We start from the raw sequence: 22374 nt of genomic DNA, 5'->3' as shown, positions 1-22374 counted from the left end.
GGGTTGTGGCTCGGACTCACGAATCCGGTGGAATGATTCGTACTCACGAGTCCGCGACGAGACCGCGAATCCCGACACAACTGAGAGACCGCAGGCCACACGCCTCCCCAACCGACTCCTTCGCTGCGTTCGCTTCGCTCACTCCGCTCAGTCATCCCTCGCGCAATGTCCGCGCTCGGTGTTCGCTGTCGCTCACACACGAGCGCGAGCGCGCGCCAACCGTAAAATCAGTCGGCGCTAGCCGTCGGTCGGGCGTCGCTCCGCGAGCGCGCGTAGCCGACGATGGCGTAGACCACGGGCGTATCGAAGACCGCGATCAGGAGTTTGAGGAGGTACTGGCCGACACCGAGCGCGAGCAGGACGGAGGCAGGGAGGGCGCTGCCGAGACCGAGCAGCTCCGGCGCGAGGTAGAAGGCGACGCTCACGAAGATCACGGTGTCGAGCGCCTGGCTCGTCGCGGTCGAGCCGACGTTCCGGAGCCAGAGCGCGCGCCCCTCGGTGTAGTCGCGAAGTTGGTGAAACACGAACACGTCCCAGTTCTGGCTCACGACGTACGCGAGCAGGCTCCCGAGCACGACGTTGGTGCTCGCGCCGAGCACCGTCGCGAACGCCGCGGGATCGACGCTCGACGTGGCGGCGGGCGCGGCGATCGTCCCCCAGACTAGTCCTAAGAGAACGAGATTCATCGCGAAACCGATGTTCACGAGGACGTGGGCCGCACGCCGGCCGTAGAGTTCGGCGTAGCAGTCCGATGCGAGGAACGTCAGCGCGTACGCGAGCGACGCACCGGGGAGGATCAACATGTCGCCCGTGATCGGGAGCGAGAACGGGATCGAAAACCCGAGGATCTTGGTGGCGGTGAGCTGGGCGGTCACGAGCGCGGTGACGAACAGCGCGATCAGCGCCACCTGCATGCCGGATGCACGTCCACTGTGGGACGTGCTCATCGGTCGGTCCTCCTGCGTGTGGCTGCGTGTCGCCGGATCATACCCGGGAGTTCCCGGGCGAGCAGTTAGGCCGTTCGATCAGTCGGCGCTCTCGCCCGGCTCCTCGCCCCACGAGGCGCGCCGGCCGCCGAGGGTGTAGAGCCAGAGCAAGCCGAGCCCCAGCCCGTAACACAGCATGATCGGGATCCCGAGGATGAACATCATGAACACGCCGCGCGGCGAGACGTAGGCGGTGATCGCGAACACGCCGACCGTGACCTCGCGCCACCGATTGCGCATTCCCCGATAGGGGATCAGGCCACCGCGATGGAACAGCAGCATCGTCACTGGCACGAGCGCGAGCAGCCCGATCCCGGCAGTGGTGAAGAAGACCAGCCAGCCGGCGGCCGAGATGCGGTAGGATACCACCATCCCCGCGCCGATGGCGTCGCCGGCGAGCCACGAGATCACCGCGGGCGCGATCGTGGTGTAGCCAACGGCGATCCCCCCGATGAGACTGACGAACAGCGCGCCGGCCCAGACGATGAGCACGCGCCGGTCGCCGGCCGTGATCCCGCGCTCGCGCAGCGCCGGCCACGCGTAGTAGAGCAGGAGCGGCAGGACCGCGAGCGCCGCGAACAGCGTACTCAGCTTGATCGCGAAGACGAGCCCCTCGGTCGGATGGAGTTCGACGATCCCCACCTGCTCGGGACGAACGGTTGCGGGCAGCCGGCCGAGGAAGTCCCCACGGATCTGGTCGATCCCGGGAGCCGACTGCCCGGGGAGGTTCCCGAGGAACCAGAGGAAGGTCCCGGCGAGCACCGACATGAAGATCGCGAGCAACAAGAACGCCCGCGATCGGAGGCTGTCGAGCACGAACGCGATGTCGTAGTAGTACCCGCCGACGTCCTCCTCGGTCGTCTCCTCGGTGGTGAACGCGTCCACGACGCCCGTCGTGCGGCTCAACACCGGGTTCGCGTCGTTCCCCGCATCGGGTGCCGAACCAGGTTCGCCCGGATGTTCGGCTTCGTCGAGGGCCGTGTCGGACCCATCCTCCGTCTCCGCGGCTGCTTCCGCCTCGTCGAACCGATCGAGGATCGCCCGGGCCTTCTCGGGTTCGCCGTCGCTCGTCGCCATACTGGCCTGAGCGACCGCCTCCTGTTCGCTCAGACCGCGAAACGCCTCGGTCGGGGCGGCCCGAACGCCAGCGGCGTCGAGGGGTTCGAGATCGATCGCGGTCGGATCACCGGCTCGGCCGGTCTCCGTCGCGGCGCTGCCGGCGGCGCGGTAGAGCGCGTACGCGAACGAGAGCACGAGAACGGCGACGAACGCCGCTCCCGCGACGACGGCGATCGCGAGATCGCGCGGGAGCCCGAGCAGCGGGCCGATGTACGTGAACACCGGCTCGCTCGGCGAGATGTAGGGGATCGCCGGCACCACGGTTTGGTTGACGAACCCGCCGAAACCGGCGACGATCAGGGCGGCGATCGCGCCCGCCACGATCGTCGGAACCGCGAGGATCGCGCGCCAGCGCTCGCGGAGCACCCGCCCCGCGTCGACCGCGCTGCCGCCGCGCTGGAGCGTCACCACGACCTTGGTGAGACCGAGACTGAGCGCGTAGAGCGCGATGATCGGTACCGCCCAGAGCACCTGCGTGAAGGGATCGGGTGGTGAGAACAGCGCACCGAAGCCGAACGCGCCGATGATGGCGTACTTCCACTTCTCACGCCACGTCTCGTAGGGGACGATACCGGTGAGCGAGAGGCCGGTCATCGCGAGCGGGAGCTGGGCGGCGAGCCCGAAGGAGAGCATGAGCAGGAAGACGAACTGCGCCCAGAGCGTGATCGAGTAGGTGGGCTGGAAGCCGGCCCGGACCGAAAGCTCCGCGAGGAACGAGAACATCAACGGGAAGAACACGAAGTAGCCGTAGGCGACGCCACCGAGAAAGAGCAGCGCAGCGATCAGCCCGATAGCAGCCACTTTCCAGCGCGAGCCGACCGTGACCCAGTAGCCGCGCTCGCGGAGCGCCTCGCGCGAGTAGTAGAGCAGGGCGGGGAGTGCAACGATCCCGCCGACCGCGAGTGCGATCTTCGCCTGCAACAGCGGCACTTCGAACGGGGTGGTGCCGATAACCGTGGTCTCCTCGGCGACGCCGGGCGGGAGCTGGGAGAAGAGATCCGTCTTCAAGCGATCCCAGACGTAGAGCCAGAGCGCGTAAAACGAGCCGAGAAACCCAATCAGAAAGACGATAGCGACCTTCTGGAGATGAGTCTGGGCGGCCGACAGCATCGCCCCAAGCGTCTCCCGGCCGCGTGCGACCGATCGGCGGACATCGTCGTCGACGGCTCCCGACATTCGTTGCTTCGGTGGGCGTAGCCGACACCTCGTTATCAATCTTGTCTACCAGTGCTCGCGTTCTCCGGGATGCCGAGAAGAAAGTTTACAACGCTCACCGGCAAACCCACCGTCAGATGGCCGAGTCGACGGAGACGGGCGGGACCACCGCAAACGAGCCCGCCGACACCGCACCGCTCAACGACAGCGAGATGCCGCTCGCCGATCACATCGAGGAGATGGTCAAACGCCTCGGAATCGTGATCGTGGCGATGGGCGTCGTGAGCGGCGTCGTCTTTCCGTTTGCCGACGACCTCATCAACTTCATCTGGTACGCCTTCCTCCCCGGCTCACCCACAGCCTGCCCGGTCACGGCTGACCAGGCGAGCGCAGCCTGTCCGTACGTTTACGACCCGCTAGCACTCGTTCTCGCCCGGCTGAAGGCGGCGTCGCTCGCGGGGTTCGTCGTCGCGCTGCCGCTGTTCGTCTATCAGACCTATCGGTTCATGCGCCCTGGACTCTACCACAAAGAGCGCCGGTACTACCTCGCAGCCGTCCCCACGAGCCTCGTGTTCGCGATAATCGGGGTCGGCTTCGCCTTCTTCCTCGTGCTGCCCGTGATGTTCAACTACTTCCTGGGCTACTCGAAGCCCGTCGCGGAGATCGCGTTCGGGCTCGGTGATACGTTCGGCCTGATGACGCTGCTGATGGGCTTTTTCGCGCTGGTCTTCCAGATCCCGCTGTTCGTGATGCTCGCGATCATGATGGGACTCACGACGCGGGCGTGGCTCACGAGCCGGCGGCTCTACTTCTGGGGTGGGTTCGCCGGGGTCGCGTTCCTGTTCAGCCCCGACCCGACCGGGATGGCCCCCATCATCGTCGCCGCGACGATGATCGGACTGTTCGAGGGCACACTCCTGTTGCTCAGATGGACCGGGCGCGGCTGATCGGGCGCTGAGGACGCAGCCGAGCGAAAACGGATCGAGACGGTCTCAGAGCCGGTCGAGGATCACGTCGGCGTCGTGGGCGAGCGAGAGTTCGCGCGAGCGTCCACGACCCTCGACGCTGGTGTAACTGGCGTCGACGAGCCCCAACTGATCGAGCTTGTTGATAAGTTCGGAGTAGCGGGTGTAGCCGAGGTCGGTTTCGTCGTGAAACGCCTCGTACACCGTGCCGGCGCGCTCGCCATCGTGATCGGCGATCACCCGCAGGAGGTCGCGTTCGGGATCGGTGAGTTCGCCCAGCCGCCGCGAGAGGTGGACGTGTTTGGCCTTCTCGTAGGCCGACTCGACGTCCTCGATCGTGACGGTGCGGCTCCCGCGCGACTCGGCGTGGAGTCCCGCACGCCGGAGGAGATCGATCCCCACCCGGAGGTCGCCGGTCTCGGCGGTCAGCTCGGCCACCAGATCGAGCGGGCGTGGGCCGAGCACGTCGTTACGGAAGCCGCGCTCGACGCGCTCACGAAGGATATCGACGATCTCGCTTTCGTCGTACGCCGAGAAGTACACCTCCTCGGGCCGGAACACCGACTGGACGCGTTCGTCCAGATCGGCGATCACGTCGAGATCGAGATCGGAGGAGACCAGAATGACGCCGACCTTCGCGCCCGCGTGGGTCTCGTGGGCGCGCAGGAGCGAGTAGAGGGTTTCGGAGGCCTCGCCCTCGTAGAAGAGGTAGTTCACGTCGTCGAGGCACACGACCAGGACCTCGCCCTCGTCGGTGAGATGGTCGGTGATCTGCTCGAACAGGCTCTTGAAGGAGATCCCGCTCGCGGGCGGTTCGTACTCGAAGATCGCCTCGAAGAGCCGCGAGAACACCGCATACCGGGTCGAATCGACCTGGCAGTTCACTCGCACCGCTCGGACCCCACGCCGTGCGTCGAGCTCGCCGAACAGCTTCTGAACGGCGGTGGTTTTGCCGGTGCCGGGCGGCCCGCGAACCATCGCGTTCAGCGGACGCGAGCCCCGGACGGCGGGCCGGAGCGCGTACTGGAGGCCGTCGAGCTGGTCGTCGCGGTGGTGGAACGTCTCCGGGAGGTAGTCCACCTCGAACACCGACTCGTCCCGGAAGACCGACTCGTCCCACGAGAGCATGTCGCCGTCGTCGGCCATCACTTTCACCTCGCTCCCGGCCGGCTTCAAGGCTTCGGCGGCCTCTGCTTGGAGAGGATCTGCGTCTGGCCGTTCAATGGGGTTCCACACGGTGAATCATGCCGTCTGTATGGGAATTCCTCTTGGGTGCAAAATATAAATCTGTCTTGGATCTATGCTTTGATTGCACATGGTTCAGTTCGGCCTGATTGAGAGTGTTCTAGCGCTAATTGGCGGTCTCGCTGGTGGAGCGTTCAGTCCCTGGTTTAGTGCTCGTATCGAGAAAGCGAGAAAACGACGAGATTTGTTCGAGCCAATCTATAATAATATATCAAATATAGCAGAGAATGGGCTGTACAGGGACAATGCTAAAAAATGGGACACACTGAGTGCATCTAACCAATTATTGGTGTCTCCCAGAGTTGAGGATAAGCTCGGGAAATACTCAGAGATGTGTTCAGACTTCCAAACTAAATACGGACAGTTGTTCCATGCAAGGGGGAAGTTCGATTCTGTTCTCAATGATGATCTCTATCGACCTGGTGGTTCCCAAGGGGGACCCCGTCTTCGGGTTGATCCATCAGACCACGAAATTCGAGTGGTCAGTATCCCGCTCCCAGATATGATCCATCGTTTGAAGTTGTATGAATGTAACAGTCCGCAAGAACTTCGTGCAAGAATCAATCAGGATGCAGAAAACCGTAACGAGGATCCTTACTCGAACACTGTGCAGTATCTCAACACCAATCATCATAGTTGGACTTCCGACATCCATGAGGTGTTGCAGTCTGAGGTAGGACGTCAGTGGATTTCCCATAAACAAGACGTTCAAGAGTATGCTGAGGAATTGAAGCCGCTGCTCAGGAAAAGCGTTCTATCGAGTACCGATCGAATAAATCGGAGGATATCTGGCTTGTTCTGAAACCCACTCTTTAGGGTCGCCGATTGCCGATTGGGACTACTCAAACTTCTCCAGCAACCGATCGTAGAACGGCTCCACACCCTCACCGGCCTCGCCATCCTGGGTGGCGAGCTTCTCGACGATGAGTTCCGGCGTCGAGCGTGCGAGCACGTCCTTCTTCGGCGAGCGCTCGACCACGAGCTCGCCCCCTTCCAGTCCGACCGCCTCGATGCCGTCGACGGGGACCTCGAACCCGGCAGCCTCGCGGATTTCGCCGGCGAGGTGGGAGACGAATACGGCAGTGGTCTCGTCGCCCGCGAGCTCTTCGAGGATGCCCGCGATGATCCGGGCCGACGCACCCGGTTCGGTGATGCTTTCGAGTTCGTCGACCAGCACGAGCCGGCGACCCACCCCCGAGACGAGGCCGGCGAACTCCCGGAGAGTGGACTCGAACGCGCCCGCGTCGAGAGTGCCCTGGCTCTTCTCCTGGTAGTGCAGCGAGTCGTAGCGCTCGACTACCGCCCGCTCGGTGGGGACGGGCAGCCCCATGTGCGCGAGGATCGTGACGAGCGCGAGGAGATCGAGGGTCGAGGTTTTCCCGCCGCTGTTGACCCCCGAGAGCAGCGTCGGGCCCGCGACTTCGTAGTCAATCGGCTCGACCGCGTCGAAGTCGACGTCGAGGAGGGGCAAGCGGCCGGCTTCGATCGCGACTCCTCTTCCGCCAAACTCGGGCAGCGTACACTCGAACTCGCGGGCGAAGCGCGCGACGGCGAGTTCGACGTCGCGTTCGAGCGCCGCGCCGACGAGCGCCTCGCAGTCCTCGCGCAGATCGGCGAGGTCCGCCGCGAGGTCGCGCTTTATTCTACTCGCTCGCCGGTCGCGCGCGGCGGTGAGCTCCTCGCGGAGTCGGCTCACGACATCCTCGTCGTGTTCCACAGGAAAGGTGGGCTCCTCGGGGAACGCCCGCGCGGCGATCTCGCTTTCCCCAGGATCGAGATCGAGCGCGTCGACGAGATGTTCGCGTGCGGCCTCGATCGCTTCGGCGTGCTCGTCGGCGAGTTCCCGCGAGAGCAGCGAGTCGACGCCAGCGCCCTGCTCGACCAACGAGAGCAGGTCCGAACCCTCGATGGTGACATCGCGCTCCTCGATCGCGGCGCGGAGCCGATCGTTCGCCACGCTTTCACCTGTGGAGATCGCCGCGTCGAGGTCGTCGACTGCCTGACGCAGCCGCGCAAGCTCGTCGTCGGGAACCACGCTTCTCTCGTCGTCAAGCCGGCCGAGTGCGTCGTCAAGCGCCGCGAGATCGCAGGGCGTGTCGAGATCGGCGGCCCGTGCAACCGCGGCAGCCGCCTGAAGCCGATCGCGGTTCTCGGCGAAGAAGGCGAGCAGCCGTTCGGGCACCACCATTGCGGGGCGTTCGAGCGCGTCGGGTTCGACCCGGACGTCGCCCGCGATATCGATCCCGGCGAAGGATTCGTCGAGGACGATCACCGTCGAGTACCCCGTCGCGAGGTCAGCGAGGTCGCGGGCGTCCTCAACGATCTCGACCGAAATCTCGGGGTAGGCGGTCTCGGCCGCGGCGTGGCGCTCGGCATCGGCGGTGGCGAGACACCGCTCGCGGACTCTGAGTCCCGAGGGCGATTCGAGCGGTTCGACGCCAGAGAGTGCGTCGAGCACCTCGGGACCGGGTTCGCGCGCCATCGCCTCCGTGGTCCACTCACGCACTTCTTCGATCCGTGACTCGCTGCTGGCGGGGTAGAGCGTTTCGAGCCGCCGTGCGGCGTAGTCGGTGACCGCGCGTTCCTGAAGCAGGGAGAGCGCGTCACGGTAGATCTCGCGGGCGCGGTCGGTCGCGAGGAACTCCCCGGTGTCGTCGTGCTCGGCCTGGATCGCCGCCCGCGCGATGGTCGCGGCTCGCCCCGGCGAGACGCCGGGAGCCTCGGCGAGCGCCGCCACGTCGCCCGCCGCGAGCGCGCGCTCGGGCTCGTCGAGCGCCGCGAGGCGGTCGGCGGTTTTCGGACCGACGCCGGGGACCGATTCGAGGTCCATCGCTCGCGTCAAGCCCCGCCGGGGGCAAAAACCATCCGGGGAGCGATCGATTTGTCGGTGGGCAGTGCTACTTACCGACCACCGTGGATTTGAGGCGTTGGCGCGCGGGAGTGCGTCGAAGACGCGCGACTCGTGCGAGGGATGACTGAGCGAGGGAGCGGAGCGACCGATGCGAAGGAATCGGTTGGGGAGGATGTGGCCTGCGGTTCTCATTTGGGTCGGATATCGACCGGTGCGTGGATTTCAGCACCAGTACACAGTCACGATCGGCGGTTCAGGAAGCAGTCTGTGGGTCTCGCTGCAAAGAGAAGATGTGGACTGGTCCTCCCGCAAACGCAACGCGCTTTTGGCCCGCGGCCCCGAATCTGAGCCATGAACGTCGAGGCGAAGGCAGCCGCCGTCCGTGCCGATCTCGCCGAACGCGACGGGGTCTTGATCGCGTTCTCGGGTGGCGTGGATTCGAGCGTCGTCGCGGCGCTCGCCCACGACGCGCTCGGCGAGGATGCCGTGGCCTGCACCGCGAAAAGCGAGACGCTGCCGGCCGCCGAACTCGACGACGCGAACCGAGTCGCCGACGAGATCGGCGTTCGCCACGAGATCGCGGAGTTCTCGGAGCTCAGTAGTGATGAGTTCGTGGCGAACGACGGCGATCGGTGCTATCACTGCCGCACGATGCGGCTCTCGGCGATGTTCGACGCCGCACGGGAGCTGGGGATCACGACGGTCTGTGACGGGACGAACGCCTCCGATCCCGGCGAGGGCCACCGACCGGGTCTCCGGGCGGTCGAGGAGCTGAACGCCTACTCTCCACTATTGGAACACGACATCACGAAGGAGGAGGTTCGGGGGATCGCCCGCGAGTACGGGCTCTCGGTCGCGGACAAACCCGCAATGGCGTGTCTCTCCTCGCGGATTCCCACTGGGTTGGCTGTCACCGAGGAGCGCCTCTCGCGGGTCGAGAAGGCCGAAACCCTGCTCCGAACGTGGGGGTTCGAGCAGTTCCGGGTGCGCGATCACGACGGCCTCGCGCGCATCGAGGTCGCGCCCGAGGAGTTGGAGCGCGCACTCGATTCGGACTTCGTTCGAGCGGCCCGCGAGCATCTCGCCGACATCGGCTTCGAGCACGTCACCCTCGATCTCCACGGCTACCGCACCGGAAGCGTCAGCCCAGGGGATGATGGGGGAGCCGAGACGGCGGCCGAAGCAGAAGGCGACGCGTCGGACACCGTTTCCGGCGACCTCGATCTCGGTGCAGAGTACCCGACCGCCGAGGACTGAGATCGACGGCAGCCCGGGACGATCTCACTCCCGGTAGCTCGTGTCGTTCTCGCGGACGATCTCGAACCCCCCGTTCTGGCCGCCCCGGAGTTCGTTCACCGCGCAGTTTCCCTGTGACTCGCCGGCGATCGATTCCACGTAGTCGATTCCCTTCAGGTGACCGAGCAGCGCGTAGAGCGGGCCGCCGTGGGTGACGATCAACACCGTTTCGTCCCCCGCATCGGCGACGAGACGATCGAACGCGCGGAGCACGCGCTCGCGGCAGTCGAGCAGACTCTCGCCACGCTCGGGGACGGCTTCGAGCGCCGCGATGCCGGACTCAGTGACGGCGAACTCGGGGTAGGTCTCGAACAGCGCCTCGTAGGAGAGCCCCTGATACACCCCGAAATCGCGCTCGCGCCACGCCCGGTCGAAGGTCGGTTCGACATCGACGCCGGCCCCTCGGATCAACGCCGCCGTCTCGCGGGTCCGCCGGAGGTCGGAGGCGACGAGCCGATCGACGTCGTACGTTGCGGCGAGATGATCGCCGAGGCGCGTGGCCTGCTCGCGCCCCTGTTCGGAGAGCGGAACGGGTGCCCAGCCCTGGATTCGTCGGGCCGCGTTCCACGGGGTCTCGCCGTGGCGGACGAGGAGAACGGTCATGACTGTGTTTGGGTGGCTGCTCGAATGAGCGTTGGTATCCCGACCCCCCCGAGCGGAGAGTGGAAACTGGCCGTTCGGTGTTATATGGGTCGTGTTGACACTCGAAAGCGTGAGAGACCGTATCGTGGAGTATATATCCGGTGACGTGGAATCGAAAGCGTATGCCTGAATGCCAGAACTGTGGTGCGTTCGTGACGGCGGCGTACGCCAGGGTTTTCACACCGAGTGAGATCGAGGAGCCCCGGGTGTGCCCGCAGTGTGAGGACAAGATCCGCGACGGCGCGGAAGTCAGGCAAGCGCGGTCGACGCGGCGCGGCTAGTTCTCGGCGTCAACGACGATTTCTCGAACGGTCTCGAAGACCTCCCCAGCACGCGCTTCGTCGCGCGCCTCGGCGGTGATCCGCACGAGCGGCTGGGTTCCGCTCGCGCGCACCAGAAACCACGCGTCCCCGCAGTCGGCGCGGACGCCGTCGAGCGTCCGGACGTCGTCGTACTCCGCGAGCACTCGTTCCTCGACACGTTCCATCACCGCTGCTTTCTCGGTTGTCTCGACGTTCGCGCGTCGGATCGGGTAAGTCTCGATCTCGCCGGCGCGCTCGTCGAGCGAGCGCTCGGCGGCGAGCGCCGCGAGGCGACAGGCCGCGAGCGGACCATCGGGACAGAGGGTCTCGTCGGGCCAGATCCACGCGCCGCTCGGCTCGCCGCCGAACACCACGTCCGACTCGGTCGCACGCTCGGCCACGAACACGTCGCCGACTTTCGTGTGGGTGACCGTCGCCCCGAGCGGGGCGAGTGCGTCGTCGACCGCCAGACTGGTGTCGACGGGAACGGCGACGCGGGGTTCGTCGACATCGCTCCGCGCGACCGCCTCGCGTGCAAACAGTGCGAGCAACTCGTCGCCCGAGAGGAACTCGCCCGCACCGGTGACGGCCCGCAGCCGGTCGGCGTCGCCGTCGTGGGCGATCCCGAGATCGGCGTCGGTCGTCTCCACAAGGGTTCGAAGCGAGCCACAGTTTTCTGCCGTGGGCTCGGAGGGCCGGCCCGGGAACCCGCCATCAGGTTGGGCGTTGAGCGTCTCGACCTTACAGTTCAGGGCCTGGAGCGCGTCGACGGTGACGCCGCCGGCCCCGTTGCCGAGATCGACGATGACCGAGAGTGGGTCGTCGATCGAAACTGCTTCTACGAGCGATTCGACGTGGCGCTCGGCGGCGTCGGTTCGGGTGCGATCGCCGAGCGAGTCCCATGCTTGGAGATCGGTCTCGTCCTCGCGGACGCGCCGAGTGATCGTCTCACGGGCGGCCTCGTCGAACGCCTGGCCGCTCGGCTGCCAGAGCTTGATCCCGTTGTCCGGTGCGGGGTTGTGCGACGCCGTGACCGAGATTCCGGCGTCGGCGTCGTGCCAGCCGACCGCGCGTGCCACCGTCGGGGTGGCTGCGAGCCCCAGATCGAACACATCAGTGCCGGACTCACGGAGGCCGGCGGTCAGCGCGTCGGTGAGGAGCCGACCGCTCTCGCGCGGGTCGCGACCGACCACGGCGCTGTCGGCGTCGATCCCGACCGCCCGGCCGACCGCGAGCGCGAGATCGGCCGTCACCGTCTCACCGACCGGCCCGCGGATGCCGCTGGTGCCGAACATGAGCGTGGTCTGGGAGCGTGCGGGTCAAGACAGTACTGGTGTTCGGCGAGAGTGCGTGCGCGTCGTCACTCCGCGAGCGCGGTCAGTTCCTCGACATCCGGGATTTGCTCGCTCGCCGTGGTGATCTGCCGCATCCGCTGTTCGTGTTTGGTCGTCGCGTACTCGACCAGCTCGGTCGGCGTGACGCCGGGGCCGTCGGGCTCGTGGCTCGGGATCGACGCCTGCACCAGCGGGAGGAGGTCGCCGACGGTTTCCTCGACGACGGCGGGGTCGACGCGCTCGGTCCGGATGAGTGCCTTGAGCTTCGCCATCCCGAACCCGACGTGGCGGCCTTCGTCGCTCCGGATGGACGTGAGCCCGGCGACCAGCCCCGGCAAGTGTGGGAGGTCGGGATACGTGTCCGCATCGAACTGGCGCGTGAGCCCGTAGTACCCCGTCTGAGCGAGGATTCCTTCGACAGTCATGTGGTAGTGTGAGTACGCTTTCGCTCGGTTCTCGGGAGTGTCGTCGTCGAGCAGACGGGCCATCGCGCGTTCGTTGCGCTCGAACAGTTCGTCGTACTCGGCGGGGAACCACCGTTCGTCGGTCGGCGAGGACCGCTCCTGTCCGCGGTCGTCCTCGGCAGGGTGGATCACCTCGCGCCAGTACCGATCGAAGAAGTCGGCGTGTTTGGCCTCCTCGTAGAGCTGGGTCGTGACGAATAACTGGTCCTCGAACTCGTCGAGTGCGACCGCGAGCGGGGCGAGATCGGTCGTCACGGAGTCCTCGCCAGCGCCGAACAGCGCGAGCGTGCGCTTGAGTCCCTCGAAGCCGCCGTCGTCGACCCGGCGATGGCCTCGCGATCCGTCGCGAGATCGATCTCGTGGGGATCCCAGTGTTTCTCGACGGCGTGGCGGTAGTAGTTGAACGCCCGTGCGTCGGTGTCGATGCCCATCGGTGCCTCCATGTCCGACATGACGATACCCAGTACGCACTCCAGCTATACAGCTTCGTGCCTCGCTGGCGTGATGAGGGTGCTGTCGCTCGGCGGGCGAAAAACGTGAAAAGGGGAAACCGAATTACAGGTCGCGCGGCTGGACCGTCTTGCGGTCGTTCTCGTCGGCTCGTCGCGCGGCGTCGTCGAGGAGCTCCGTGACCTCCTCGTCGAGCGCGTCGTAGAAGTCCGACGCAACGTTCATGTCATTGAGCTCTTCTTTCACGGCGGCTTTGACGATCAGGTCTGCCATACGCAGCTTTGTTCCGAAGGGACCTTTATAAACGTTCCCATAATCGTTCGATTCTGGGGTTCTCGACCCGTTTCGCGGTCAAACGAGGAGTCGATGGGGAGTAGTAGTTCGGGCACCGACCGGTGGTATGCGCGAGACGCTCGAAGCGCTCGCAGCGGGCGAGATCTCGGTGACGGCAGCGGAATCGCGGCTTGCAGGCTACGCGACCGGCGAGGCGGGACGGTTCGACGCCGCCCGCGAGCAGCGCCGCGGCGTCCCCGAGGCGGTGCTCGGTGATGGGAAGACATCTGCCGAAGTCGCCGAACTCGTCTCCCTCGCCGTCGAGACGACCGGCCGCGGGCTCGCAACGCGAGTCGATCCGACGACCGCCGACACGGTCGTCAACCACCTCGCCGACGAACACCCCGACGCGACCACGACGTTCGACGAGCGGACGGGCGTCCTCCGGGCGCACGCGGCCGAGTACGAAGCAGCCGACCTCGATGCGATCGTCGGCGTCGTGACGGCGGGGACTGCTGACACCAGACCAGCGGGCGAAGCCGCCGCCGTGGCGCGGGAGATGGGGGCGACGATCGAGCGGGTCGACGACGTCGGCGTGGCCGGGCTCCACCGGGCGCTCGATCGGCTCGACGATATCAGACGCGCCGACGCCCTCGTGGTCGCTGCCGGCCGCGAGGGTGCGTTGCCGACGGTGTTGGCGGGGCTAGTCGACGCGCCGGTGATCGGGCTGCCGGTGGCCTCTGGCTACGGCCACGGCGGCGACGGCGAAGCCGCACTCGCCGGCCTCCTCCAGTCGTGTACAGTCCTGACTGTGGTGAACGTCGATGCAGGGTTCGTCGCGGGCGCACAGGCGGGCCTGATCGCACGGGCGATCGACGCGGCGCGCGATCGAGAGCCCCAGTAGGACGGCGAGTGGTCCGGAGCGACGGCCGATCGGAATCACCGAAAATGCACGCCCAGCGGCCGCTCGGGGAGGATATTTACCGTTCGAGAGCGTATAGTGGATCGTTGACAGCCGCCGCTGTCGACGAGTCCCCCATGCCAGAGTGTGACTACTGCGGCGCGCACGTCTCGGATCGGTTCGAGCGCGTCTTCGCCGACGAACACGGCCGGATCTTCGCGTGCCCCGGCTGTGCGGCGAACGCGGGCATCGCCGAGGCGGCCAAGGAACGAGCGAAAAACGCCTGAGGATAGCCCCCCAAGCGGATCGCGTGTCCCATCACGTCTACGTGATCGAGTGTAGCGACGGGAGTCTCTACACCGGCTATACCACCGACGTCGACCGACGGGTACGCGAACACAACGCGGGCGAGGGCGCGAAGTACACCCGCGGACGGACGCCGGTCGAACTCCGCTACGTCGAGACGTTCGCGGACAAGGGAGCGGCGCTCTCCCGGGAGCACGCGATCAAGCGCCTCTCGCGGGCGGCGAAGGAATCGCTGCTCGGCGAGTGAGCGGCGCTCGCTCGGAAGCCAGTTGTGGATTGGGTCGAAGAGCCGACGCATCGGGGTCGAACGCTCGGCGATCCCGCATGATGATCTCGACCGCCACCGACGTTCCGGTTCGATCCTCGATCGTGTTCGCGAGCGCTCGTGGGAGATCCGGGTACGACCGGTCGGCGGGTTTGCTCACGGTGACGACGACCGAGCGCTGGCCGCCGAGCACGTCCGCACCGACCACCTCGACCGAGAGGTCTTCGAGTTCGACCGCTCCGTACCGCTCCTCGGTGAGCGTGTCGTCGGCGGCGTCGTTGACCGCGCGATCGAACTGGACCTGTGCGACGAGGCCGAGCCCCGAGACGGCGAGCACGGCGATCAGAACCGCGAGCGCGATCGCCACCGGGGCGAACCGTCGGCGACCCCCGTCGTCGCCCCAGGTCCCCGGCCGGTAGCCGAGGTAGCCGAGCGCGAGAAAACCCGAGAGGTTGACCGTGACGGTGTTGACCACGAGCAGCGCAAGTGCGCCGAGCGCGACCGCAGGCAGCCCCCACGCGACCCCGATCCCGACCGCCGCGGCGGCCGGGATGAGCGCGGCCGCGATCATCACGCCGACGAGCGCCTCCGAGAGCCCGGTCGAGAGCCCGAACGCGCCAGCAGTCCCCGCACAGATCGCCACCGCGAACGCCAGGAGACCGGGCGAGGTGCGCTGGGCGACCTGGGCGACGTTCGCGACGTCGAGACCCGTCGGAACGACCCCCGTGGTTTCGAGCGCGAACCCGAGGACGATCGCGGCGACGATCGCCGCCGCCAGCCCGCCGGTCTGCGAGCGGAGTCCGAGCCCGATCAGTTTCCGGTCGTTGAGCGCCATCCCGACGCTGGTCATCATCGCCGAGCCGACCTGTGGCGCGATCACCATCGCGCCGACCACGATCGCCGCGGAGTTGAGGAGGAGGCCGGCGGCCGCGACGACCGCGCTGAACACCGTCATCGCGTAGTAGGTCACGGGGTTGCGGTGCATGTCGAGCGCCTTCGCCCGGATCTCCTCGTGAGCGACGCTGTCGTCCTCTTCGACGCCCGCAACGAAGCGATCCTCGAGTTCGGTGTAAGTGGCCGTCTTCGCGGTCTCCGCGTCGGCGATCACGGTGTAACGCCCGTCGTCGAACCCCGCGTCACGGAGTTCGCGGAGGACGTACTCGACAGCCTGCGTGGGCAAGGGAAACTCCACCAGCGTCGACGAGTCGCGCTCGCTCGCCTCCCGGGTGACGACGCGATCGATGTTCTCCTCGCGGAGCACGTCGAGGACCGTCTCGCGCTCGTCGTCGGGGACGATGAGCTTGATGAGCCGCATCGATAGGGAGAGTGTGATCCGCCGCCGAATAGTCGTTGGCAATGGCGACTGCGACCATCCCGAGCGCTCACCGCCAGCAGCCGCGTCTGACGAGGGACTTTTGTTCGCGGGGCTGACAGCCAGCATATGGATGCGATCTCGTTCGGCACCGACGGCTGGCGCGCGACTCTCGATACCTTCACCGCGCCGCGGGTACGGATGGTCGGCCAGGCGGTCGCCACCCATCTCGACGAGGCGGGCCACGACGCGCCGGTGGCAGTGAGCTACGATGCCCGCGAAAGTTCGCGAGGATTCGCCGAGGAGCTCGCGCGGGCCCTCGCAGCCAACGGTTTCGACGTCCTCCTTCCCGAGCGCGATCGTCCAACCCCGCTGCTCGCGTGGGCGATCGTCGATCGCGATCTCGCGGGCGGACTGATGGTCACCGCCTCCCACAACCCCCCCGAGTACAACGGCGTGAAGTTCATTCCCGACGACGGCGCGCCCGCGCTTCCCGACGTGACCGAGCGAATCGAGGCCAACCTCGCCGAGCCCGACCCGCTCCCCGAGGACGAGTGGGGCACAGTACAGGAAGTCGATTTCGTCGACTCACACGCAGACCACGCGCTCGACCTCGTGGCCGACCGGACGGGCGGCGACCGCGACAGCCTCCTCGACGGCGTGACGGTGGCCTACGACGCGATGTACGGCAGCGGGCGGGGCGTGACCGACGCGCTGCTCGAACGTGCGGGCGCGGACATCGATCGACTCCACTGCGAGCAGCGCGACGACTTCGGCGGGACGCCACCGGAGCCGAGCGCCGAGCACCTCGACGAGCTCGCCGAGCGCGTCCGGACGGGCGACGCCGCCCTCGGGATCGCGAACGACGGCGACGCCGACCGGCTCGCCGTGGTGACGCCAGAGCGAGGCTACCTCGACGAGAACCTGTTTTTCGCCGCGATCTACGACTACCTCCTCGAATCGGACACTGGCCCGGCCGTCCGTACGGTCTCGACCACGTTCCTGATCGACCGGATCGCCGAGGCCGGTGGGGAAGACGTGATCGAGACGCCGGTCGGGTTCAAGTGGGTCGCGGAGGCGATGGGCGAGGCCGAGGCCCTGATGGGCGGCGAGGAGTCGGGTGGGTTCTCGATCCGCGGCCACGTCCGCGAGAAGGACGGCGTGTTGCTCGCGCTGCTCGCGGCGGCCGCCGCACAGGAAACACCGCTCGACGATCGGGTAGACCGACTGTTCGACGAGCACGGCGCGATCCACCAGGCGAAGATCAGCGTCGACTGCCCCGACGACGAGAAGGCGCGCGTCCTCGACGATCTGGAGGGCGAGCTGCCAGAGCGGGTCGCGGGCGAGTCGGTCGCCGAGGTCGTCACGAAAGACGGGTTCAAGATCCTCCTGGAGAGCGGCGCGTGGCTCCTTGCCCGGCCGAGCGGAACTGAACCCGTCCTTCGGGTGTACGCTGAAGCCGATAGTGAAGAACGGGTCGACGAACTGCTCGATGCCGGCCACGACCTCGTCGCACCGCTCGTATCTGCTGTCCGTTGATCTTCACGCAGGACACAGCCAGATACGGGTGTTAGGGCACTATCTCGTGTAAAAGGAGCGGTCACCGATGTCCGTCGAGCACGACGAACGTCCCGTTGCTCGGAGACGATCGGTTCGATTTCTTCTGGACGATAGGGAGGCTGTGAGCGCTCTTTCATTCGCTGAGACCACTTCGAGGTCGTTCATCGTGGCAAGCGGCTGTCCGTCTCGGGCGTCAAGCGGCAGCGGATTCTTCTCGTCAGCGTCACTTCGCGCGTTCGGCCTGCATGTAGTTACAGTACGAGTCATTCGTAGTACTGGTTCCGAACTTCGATTTCGTTTTTCACGTACTCCAGAGAGCTGAGGAGTTCGGTAAGGTACGACGACTGAAACCGATTTCGCGGTCCTGTCAGTCCCACCGAGGCGATGACATCGTCCTCAGTGTTGAAGACCGGTACTGCAACCCCTCGCACACCTCGCAGATGTTCTTCGTCATCGACTGCGTATCCCTGCTGACGGATCCGTTCGAGTTCATCGCCGAGCGCGTCCCGGGTCGTAAACGTCCGCTCAGTACCACGAGGGAGGTCATGGCGGTCGACGATCTCGGAACGTCTTGCGGCTGGGAGATGAGCAAGGAGTGCTTTGCCAAGCGATGTCCAGTGCAGATAGCTGTGTTCGCCGATAGGGATCTTATCGCCAGCAGCCATCTCACCGGCACTACGGAAGAGCATGACCCTTTGACCCCGCTCTTCAGTTGCGGCTCCCGCGATTTCACCCGTCATCGAAGCGAGTTCGTCGACTTTCTCGTCCAATAGCTGTGCAGCCTCACAGCGCTGTCTGATAGCACCAGCATCCGCTAAGAACCGAAGCGAACGCCGATATGTCGTGTCGTTCTTCACTAGATATCCCTGCTGAAGGAGTGTGTTCAGGTGTGCGAAAACGGTACTCGTAGACATATCAAGCTCCTCGGTAATCTCCGAGACGCCCGCAGGCTCTATATCGCTGAGAACGCCTAAAATGTCGAACGAGGTTTCGACTGCGCCGATCGTCTTTTGCTTGGGATCATCTGACATGGATTCGTCTGCGTTCTATTCTGCAAAAAGAGTTCTCTTTCCTGTCGATTCTTCTTTCGATCATATCGAAAGATTCCTGCCCGCCACCAGCCACCAGCTATATGAGTTCCAGTTGTTACTTCTGTACGAAACGAGGGAGTCGTTCTCGAAGTACGCTCTCTACGGGTTTATTGGAGGGATGGAGATGGCCCCCAAAGACGATTTACCGACAGTGAACAGCCTTGTGTTGACCAACTGTATCCACAACTGAGCCATCATTTCTCCATGTCGAATGGGGAAACGGCCTCGATGGAATGAATTTTCCATCATATCCGGCACCGTCTTTCGATTGTCGAATATCTCGTTCGGATCTGCTTTTCCCCATTATCAAAACGAAAATCCCCATGATTAGACGAAATAAACCCAATATGGAAGAATAACTTTATAATTGTCCAGTATAGTTGTGAGGGCATGGCATATCCCCCTGGTCCACTGATAGCGTTCGCAGTTGGCTTAGCAACGACGGTGTTACTTCTCGTCCGGCTCAAAGTACCCGCGTTCCTTGGGCTCATCATCTCGACGTTCATCGTTGGGTTGGTAGCGCCCGAGGTTCCGCTCGGAGATGTAGCATCGGAAACCGCAACTGCGTTCGGAGATACGCTCGCGAGCGTCGGGATCCCCATTCTGATGGCTGCGGTCATTGGAAAGACGATGCTGGAAAGCGGTGCTGCAGAACGCATTATCCGTGCGTTCACGTCCCTCACGGGTGAAGAGAACGGTGAGTACGCCTTGTTCGGCAGCGGATTCGTGTTGGCAGTCCCCGTCTTCTTCGGTAACGTGTTCTACTTGCTTGCCCCGCTTGCCCGCTCGATGCGTGCTCGAGTCGGACATAGCTACTCACTGTTCATCGTCGTCATCTGTGCCGCAGCCGCGACGACACACGTCTTCGTGCCACCGACACCGGGCCCACTCGCAGTCGCGGGTGAGATCAACGCGAACCTTGGGACGACGATCCTCATCGGGTTGATGATTGGCATCCCGACAGCAGTCCTCTCGGGGCTCGTCTATGGCAAATTCATCTCGAAACGCCTCGATATTCCCCTCCGTGACACGATGGGGACAACGACCGAAGAGTTGAAAGACATCTCGGAGCAGTCGACTTCCAAACTGCCTGGTGTGCTAGAGGCCTCCCTCCCCATCGTGCTTGCTATCGTGCTAGTCGGTGCTCAGACCGTCACAAGCACGTTTCTCTCGTCCAATGCGTGGTTCGTTTCTGTTTTTTCCTTCATTGGAGACCCGAACTTCGCGCTGACTGTCGCAGCGATGGCCTCGGCCGTCACGTTCTATCGAATGAAGTCCCTCGACAGAGAAACGTGGGCCGACCAGCTGACAGAGGCGCTGAAAGAAGGAGGTAACATCGCTGCGATCGTTGCTGCTGGCGGAGCATTCGGTGGAATGCTCGCCGCGGCTGGTGTTGGCAGTTATATCTCCGACGTACTGCAGGAAGTCGGACTGGGACTCCTCGTCACTGCGTGGATCATCGCCGCTGCGGTCCGCATCGCACAGGGCTCCGCAACTGTCGCTATGTTGACTACTGCTGGGATCGTCGCTCCGCTGGTGGGACAGCTAACGGTCAATCCAGCGTACCTCGTCATGGCTATCGGTGCCGGTGGAAACATCTTCTCGTGGTACAACGATGGAGGGTTTTGGATCATCACCGAGATCGGCGGACTCAAGCAGTCAGAGGCGTTAAAGACGTGGACTGTCGTTACAACGCTGATCGCTGTATTCGGGCTGATCTTCACTCTCGGCCTCTCGACGGTGATGCCTCTCGCATGATGGACAGCTACTCGGGTTCAGGGAGAGTCCACCCCCACTGCTGTCAGCGTTCGTCACCTCTGTCCCGAACACCAAACCAAACGTCAACCGACCCAGACAAACCCAAACGATCATGAAAATCACAGACATCGAAGCGTTCGCAGTCAATGTTCCGCTCGTTCCGTTCGAAGACGGTGGCATCGGTCCGTATGTAACCAATCACAACTCGCTAACGGACATGGACCGAATCCTCGTCAGAGTCGATACTGACGAGGGTATCTCCGGCTGGGGAGAAGTTCGCGTGTTCCTCACGCCAGAAGCAACCGTCTCTATCATCGAAGAGGGGATTCGTCCGCTCGTCGTCGGTCAGTCACCGTTCGAGCTGGAAAAGCTTCGACGGCAGGTGTTCATCGAATACGCCAACGCGGACATGTTCTTCGCACCAGTCGAAGTCGCATGCTGGGATATCGTCGGCAAATCGCTCGAAAAGCCGATCTACGAACTACTCGGGGGCTGGACGGCACCCAGTCAGACCGATATGAAACATCGTGGTCACCAGGACGATTACGCAGACGCCCACGAGATCGAGGTTGCGTACTGTCTGGGGATCCTCTCGCCCGAACAGTCCCGACAGCGGGCCGCCGAGGTACTCGATCAAGGATTCTCCGTGTTGAAGACGAAAGCCGGTCGTGATTGGAAGGAAGACGTTGCCCGGATCAAGGCGATGCACGACGAAGTCGATGGTGAGCTAGAGTTCCGTCTCGATCCGAATCAGGGCTGGACCATCGACCAAGCGATCCGTGTCGGTTCGAAACTGGCCGACGCTGGCATCTATCTCCAGTACATGGAACAGCCGATTCGAGTCGATGCCCACACGTCCTTGGCTAGCTTGAAGAACCAGACGGGGCAGCCACTGGGACCGAACGAGGACACGTACATCCCGCACAATCTGCGCCGACTTATCGACGCAGGAGCCATCGATGTCGCTGTGTTGGACCTGACGCCCGCTGGTGGACTCGCGGGACTGCGCCAGCAGGCAGCCATCGCAGAAGATGCAGGTATCCCGATAGCACACCATTGCGCGTTCGACCTTGGTGTGAGAACGGCAGCCATCCTGCATGCCGTCCACGGGATTCCAGGCTTTTCGCTCCCCCCAGATTCGGTTTACTACGGCTGGGAGGACGACATCACGGTTGATCCCTTCGACAGTACCAACGGAACGCTTCGAGTGCCACAGAGTCCGGGCCTCGGTGTCGAAGTCGACCGCAGCACCATCGAGGAGTATCGTATCGCATGATCCATTCGACCCCCATGCTGGACCGAGAGGTTTCGTTCGGCGCGCAGACTGCGAGTGCTATCTCGGCTATCGGAGCTACGGACGGGTCAGTGCTCGTCGTTCCGGTCGGAAGCACCGAACAACATGGGAAGCATCTCCCAGTCATGACCGACACGCTGCTCGCAAACAGCGTGGCGATAGAAGGGACGAAACGTGTCGTCGACGAAATCCCGGTCTTGGTCGCGCCACCGGTCTGGACCGGCTACTCGCCCCACCATCTGTCGCTGGGTGGAACCCTCACTGCTGACTTCGAGACCCTTCTCGACGTGCTTCGTGATGTGGCCGACGCAGGACTTGCAAACGGCTTCGACGCACTGGTTCTGGTGAACGGTCACGGTGGTAATACGCCGCTTATCGATGCTGCAGTCTCAGAAATCGGGCACGAGCACCCCGAAGCCGAAGTTCTCGGTCTCACGTACTTCGAGCTCGTGACAGAGCTTGTCGACGAGGTGCGTGAAAGCGACAGCGGTGGAATGGCTCACGGCGGTGAGTTCGAAACGTCGGTGATGTTGCATCGCTATCCGGAGCTGGTCGATACCGACGAGATGCCCGCAGCGTACTTGGAGGAGTGCTACGATCTCGGCGACGATGATCTCGTTGCTGGTGGCCCCCTCTCTGTGTATCGGCCGTTTGAGCAGTATTCCGACAGCGGTGCGATTGGCGATCCGAGCGTGGCAGAAGAGGACACTGGAAAACGACTCTTCGACGCTACTACCGAAGCGCTTGCAGAGTTTCTCGTGGAGGTACACGAAAAGAACAGTGACTGAGTCGACAGGACGGCAGA

The 22374-nt window shown here is 64.4% G+C and carries 21 protein-coding genes and 1 pseudogene; 12 read left to right on the top strand and 10 right to left on the bottom strand.

Annotated elements, in window-relative coordinates:
- Nucleotides 1–227: 227 nt before the first annotated feature.
- Together PHA81_RS09420 and PHA81_RS09415 are read right to left on the bottom strand one after the other, a co-directional pair.
- Complete coding sequence (locus PHA81_RS09420; RefSeq protein WP_273836584.1) at nt 228–947, bottom strand: queuosine precursor transporter; 720 nt, start codon at nt 945–947, stop codon at nt 228–230.
- Between the two features lie 78 nt (nt 948–1025).
- Nucleotides 1026–3281, bottom strand: a complete 2256-nt coding sequence (locus PHA81_RS09415) for a twin-arginine translocase subunit TatC (RefSeq protein WP_273836582.1) — start codon at nt 3279–3281, stop codon at nt 1026–1028.
- Nucleotides 3282–3397: 116 nt separating this feature from the next.
- Here PHA81_RS09415 and PHA81_RS09410 point away from each other — a divergent pair, with 116 nt between their 5' ends.
- Nucleotides 3398–4207 (top strand): twin-arginine translocase subunit TatC, encoded by an 810-nt coding sequence (locus tag PHA81_RS09410; protein ID WP_005040145.1) that lies wholly within the window; start codon nt 3398–3400, stop codon nt 4205–4207.
- A gap of 45 nt (nt 4208–4252) precedes the next feature.
- Here PHA81_RS09410 and PHA81_RS09405 read toward each other — a convergent pair whose 3' ends face one another.
- Complete coding sequence (locus PHA81_RS09405; RefSeq protein WP_273836579.1) at nt 4253–5371, bottom strand: ORC1-type DNA replication protein; 1119 nt, start codon at nt 5369–5371, stop codon at nt 4253–4255.
- A gap of 169 nt (nt 5372–5540) precedes the next feature.
- Between PHA81_RS09405 and PHA81_RS09400 the strand changes: the two genes are divergently transcribed.
- On the top strand, nt 5541–6272 hold the full coding sequence (locus PHA81_RS09400) for a hypothetical protein (RefSeq protein WP_273836578.1): 732 nt from the start codon (nt 5541–5543) through the stop codon (nt 6270–6272).
- 36 nt (nt 6273–6308) lie between these two features.
- On the opposite strand, the gene PHA81_RS09395 is transcribed toward PHA81_RS09400, so the two are convergent.
- Entirely contained in the window at nt 6309–8300 is a 1992-nt protein-coding gene (locus PHA81_RS09395; RefSeq protein WP_273836577.1) for a helix-hairpin-helix domain-containing protein, read from the bottom strand.
- 372 nt (nt 8301–8672) lie between these two features.
- Between PHA81_RS09395 and larE the strand changes: the two genes are divergently transcribed.
- Nucleotides 8673–9578, top strand: a complete 906-nt coding sequence (gene larE / locus PHA81_RS09390; RefSeq protein ID WP_005040139.1) for an ATP-dependent sacrificial sulfur transferase LarE — start codon at nt 8673–8675, stop codon at nt 9576–9578.
- A gap of 24 nt (nt 9579–9602) precedes the next feature.
- On the opposite strand, the gene PHA81_RS09385 is transcribed toward larE, so the two are convergent.
- A complete protein-coding gene (locus PHA81_RS09385) occupies nt 9603–10220 on the bottom strand; it encodes a histidine phosphatase family protein (protein ID WP_005040137.1) in 618 nt (205 codons plus the stop codon).
- A gap of 161 nt (nt 10221–10381) precedes the next feature.
- On the opposite strand from PHA81_RS09385, the gene PHA81_RS09380 reads away from it, so the two are divergent.
- A complete protein-coding gene (locus PHA81_RS09380; RefSeq protein WP_005040135.1) occupies nt 10382–10540 on the top strand; it encodes a hypothetical protein in 159 nt (52 codons plus the stop codon).
- Here PHA81_RS09380 and glmM read toward each other — a convergent pair.
- The 3 genes and pseudogenes from glmM to PHA81_RS09360 form a co-directional block, all read right to left on the bottom strand.
- On the bottom strand, nt 10537–11856 hold the full coding sequence (gene glmM, locus PHA81_RS09375) for a phosphoglucosamine mutase (RefSeq protein ID WP_005040133.1): 1320 nt from the start codon (nt 11854–11856) through the stop codon (nt 10537–10539). The two genes, PHA81_RS09380 and glmM, sit on opposite strands and share 4 nt — an antisense overlap.
- A 65-nt stretch (nt 11857–11921) precedes the next feature.
- A pseudogene (locus tag PHA81_RS09370) lies at nt 11922–12811 on the bottom strand (ribonucleoside-diphosphate reductase).
- 103 nt (nt 12812–12914) lie between these two features.
- The gene (locus PHA81_RS09360) at nt 12915–13082 is read right to left on the bottom strand and encodes a hypothetical protein (RefSeq protein ID WP_005040131.1); all 168 of its coding nucleotides are present in this window, start codon (nt 13080–13082) and stop codon (nt 12915–12917) included.
- A gap of 127 nt (nt 13083–13209) precedes the next feature.
- Here PHA81_RS09360 and larB point away from each other — a divergent pair, with 127 nt between their 5' ends.
- The 3 genes from larB to PHA81_RS09345 all read left to right on the top strand — a co-directional run bounded on the left by larB (nt 13210) and on the right by PHA81_RS09345 (nt 14536).
- Nucleotides 13210–13986 carry a nickel pincer cofactor biosynthesis protein LarB gene (larB, locus tag PHA81_RS09355; RefSeq protein ID WP_005040129.1) on the top strand — a complete coding sequence of 259 codons (777 nt, stop codon included), beginning with the start codon at nt 13210–13212 and terminating at the stop codon, nt 13984–13986.
- Nucleotides 13987–14120: 134 nt separating this feature from the next.
- A complete protein-coding gene (locus PHA81_RS09350; protein ID WP_005040127.1) occupies nt 14121–14270 on the top strand; it encodes a hypothetical protein in 150 nt (49 codons plus the stop codon).
- Between the two features lie 23 nt (nt 14271–14293).
- Nucleotides 14294–14536 (top strand): GIY-YIG nuclease family protein, encoded by a 243-nt coding sequence (locus PHA81_RS09345; RefSeq protein WP_005040125.1) that lies wholly within the window; start codon nt 14294–14296, stop codon nt 14534–14536.
- Here PHA81_RS09345 and PHA81_RS09340 read toward each other — a convergent pair.
- Entirely contained in the window at nt 14490–15869 is a 1380-nt protein-coding gene (locus PHA81_RS09340) for a TIGR00341 family protein (protein ID WP_005040123.1), read from the bottom strand. The genes PHA81_RS09345 and PHA81_RS09340 overlap by 47 nt on opposite strands.
- A 126-nt stretch (nt 15870–15995) precedes the next feature.
- Between PHA81_RS09340 and PHA81_RS09335 the strand changes: the two genes are divergently transcribed.
- The gene (locus tag PHA81_RS09335; protein WP_005040121.1) at nt 15996–17405 is read left to right on the top strand and encodes a phosphoglucomutase/phosphomannomutase alpha/beta/alpha domain I; all 1410 of its coding nucleotides are present in this window, start codon (nt 15996–15998) and stop codon (nt 17403–17405) included.
- Between the two features lie 284 nt (nt 17406–17689).
- On the opposite strand, the gene PHA81_RS09330 is transcribed toward PHA81_RS09335, so the two are convergent.
- Nucleotides 17690–18457 (bottom strand): IclR family transcriptional regulator, encoded by a 768-nt coding sequence (locus tag PHA81_RS09330; protein WP_005040120.1) that lies wholly within the window; start codon nt 18455–18457, stop codon nt 17690–17692.
- Here PHA81_RS09330 and PHA81_RS09325 point away from each other — a divergent pair.
- The 4 genes from PHA81_RS09325 to PHA81_RS09310 all read left to right on the top strand — a co-directional run bounded on the left by PHA81_RS09325 (nt 18456) and on the right by PHA81_RS09310 (nt 22357).
- Entirely contained in the window at nt 18456–18707 is a 252-nt protein-coding gene (locus PHA81_RS09325; RefSeq protein ID WP_273836574.1) for a hypothetical protein, read from the top strand. The two genes, PHA81_RS09330 and PHA81_RS09325, sit on opposite strands and share 2 nt — an antisense overlap.
- 200 nt (nt 18708–18907) lie before the next feature.
- Entirely contained in the window at nt 18908–20275 is a 1368-nt protein-coding gene (locus PHA81_RS09320) for a gluconate:H+ symporter (RefSeq protein WP_273836572.1), read from the top strand.
- A gap of 112 nt (nt 20276–20387) precedes the next feature.
- Nucleotides 20388–21551, top strand: coding sequence for a mandelate racemase/muconate lactonizing enzyme family protein (locus tag PHA81_RS09315; RefSeq protein ID WP_005040114.1), 1164 nt, complete (start codon nt 20388–20390; stop codon nt 21549–21551).
- Between the two features lie 14 nt (nt 21552–21565).
- Nucleotides 21566–22357: a creatininase family protein gene (locus PHA81_RS09310; RefSeq protein WP_273836571.1), complete on the top strand. Its 792-nt coding sequence runs from the start codon at nt 21566–21568 to the stop codon at nt 22355–22357.
- Nucleotides 22358–22374: the final 17 nt, after the last annotated feature.

Source organism: Halococcus sp. PRR34 (assembly GCF_028617175.1).
Taxonomy (GTDB): Archaea; Halobacteriota; Halobacteria; order Halobacteriales; family Halococcaceae; genus Halococcus; species Halococcus salifodinae.
Note: the sequence above shows the minus strand (reverse complement) of the source record. Positions and strands in the feature narration are given on the sequence as shown.

Excerpts from the sequence above, each read along its gene's own strand:
- PHA81_RS09320 (WP_273836572.1), top strand. The coding sequence starts at position 18,908 with ATGGCATATCCCCCTGGTCCACTGATAGCGTTCGCAGTTGGCTTAGCA.
- PHA81_RS09310 (WP_273836571.1), top strand. The coding sequence starts at position 21,566 with ATGCTGGACCGAGAGGTTTCGTTCGGCGCGCAGACTGCGAGTGCTATC.
- glmM (WP_005040133.1), bottom strand. The coding sequence starts at position 11,856 with ATGTTCGGCACCAGCGGCATCCGCGGGCCGGTCGGTGAGACGGTGACG.
- larE (WP_005040139.1), top strand. The coding sequence starts at position 8,673 with ATGAACGTCGAGGCGAAGGCAGCCGCCGTCCGTGCCGATCTCGCCGAA.
- PHA81_RS09335 (WP_005040121.1), top strand. The coding sequence starts at position 15,996 with ATGGATGCGATCTCGTTCGGCACCGACGGCTGGCGCGCGACTCTCGAT.
- PHA81_RS09350 (WP_005040127.1), top strand. The coding sequence starts at position 14,121 with ATGCCAGAGTGTGACTACTGCGGCGCGCACGTCTCGGATCGGTTCGAG.
- PHA81_RS09340 (WP_005040123.1), bottom strand. The coding sequence starts at position 15,869 with ATGCGGCTCATCAAGCTCATCGTCCCCGACGACGAGCGCGAGACGGTC.
- PHA81_RS09395 (WP_273836577.1), bottom strand. The coding sequence starts at position 8,300 with ATGGACCTCGAATCGGTCCCCGGCGTCGGTCCGAAAACCGCCGACCGC.
- PHA81_RS09400 (WP_273836578.1), top strand. The coding sequence starts at position 5,541 with ATGGTTCAGTTCGGCCTGATTGAGAGTGTTCTAGCGCTAATTGGCGGT.
- PHA81_RS09385 (WP_005040137.1), bottom strand. The coding sequence starts at position 10,220 with ATGACCGTTCTCCTCGTCCGCCACGGCGAGACCCCGTGGAACGCGGCC.
- PHA81_RS09330 (WP_005040120.1), bottom strand. The coding sequence starts at position 18,457 with ATGTCAGATGATCCCAAGCAAAAGACGATCGGCGCAGTCGAAACCTCG.
- PHA81_RS09405 (WP_273836579.1), bottom strand. The coding sequence starts at position 5,371 with ATGGCCGACGACGGCGACATGCTCTCGTGGGACGAGTCGGTCTTCCGG.
- PHA81_RS09325 (WP_273836574.1), top strand. The coding sequence starts at position 18,456 with ATGGATTCGTCTGCGTTCTATTCTGCAAAAAGAGTTCTCTTTCCTGTC.
- PHA81_RS09410 (WP_005040145.1), top strand. The coding sequence starts at position 3,398 with ATGGCCGAGTCGACGGAGACGGGCGGGACCACCGCAAACGAGCCCGCC.
- PHA81_RS09315 (WP_005040114.1), top strand. The coding sequence starts at position 20,388 with ATGAAAATCACAGACATCGAAGCGTTCGCAGTCAATGTTCCGCTCGTT.
- PHA81_RS09360 (WP_005040131.1), bottom strand. The coding sequence starts at position 13,082 with ATGGCAGACCTGATCGTCAAAGCCGCCGTGAAAGAAGAGCTCAATGAC.
- PHA81_RS09415 (WP_273836582.1), bottom strand. The coding sequence starts at position 3,281 with ATGTCGGGAGCCGTCGACGACGATGTCCGCCGATCGGTCGCACGCGGC.
- PHA81_RS09380 (WP_005040135.1), top strand. The coding sequence starts at position 10,382 with ATGCCTGAATGCCAGAACTGTGGTGCGTTCGTGACGGCGGCGTACGCC.
- PHA81_RS09420 (WP_273836584.1), bottom strand. The coding sequence starts at position 947 with ATGAGCACGTCCCACAGTGGACGTGCATCCGGCATGCAGGTGGCGCTG.
- larB (WP_005040129.1), top strand. The coding sequence starts at position 13,210 with ATGCGCGAGACGCTCGAAGCGCTCGCAGCGGGCGAGATCTCGGTGACG.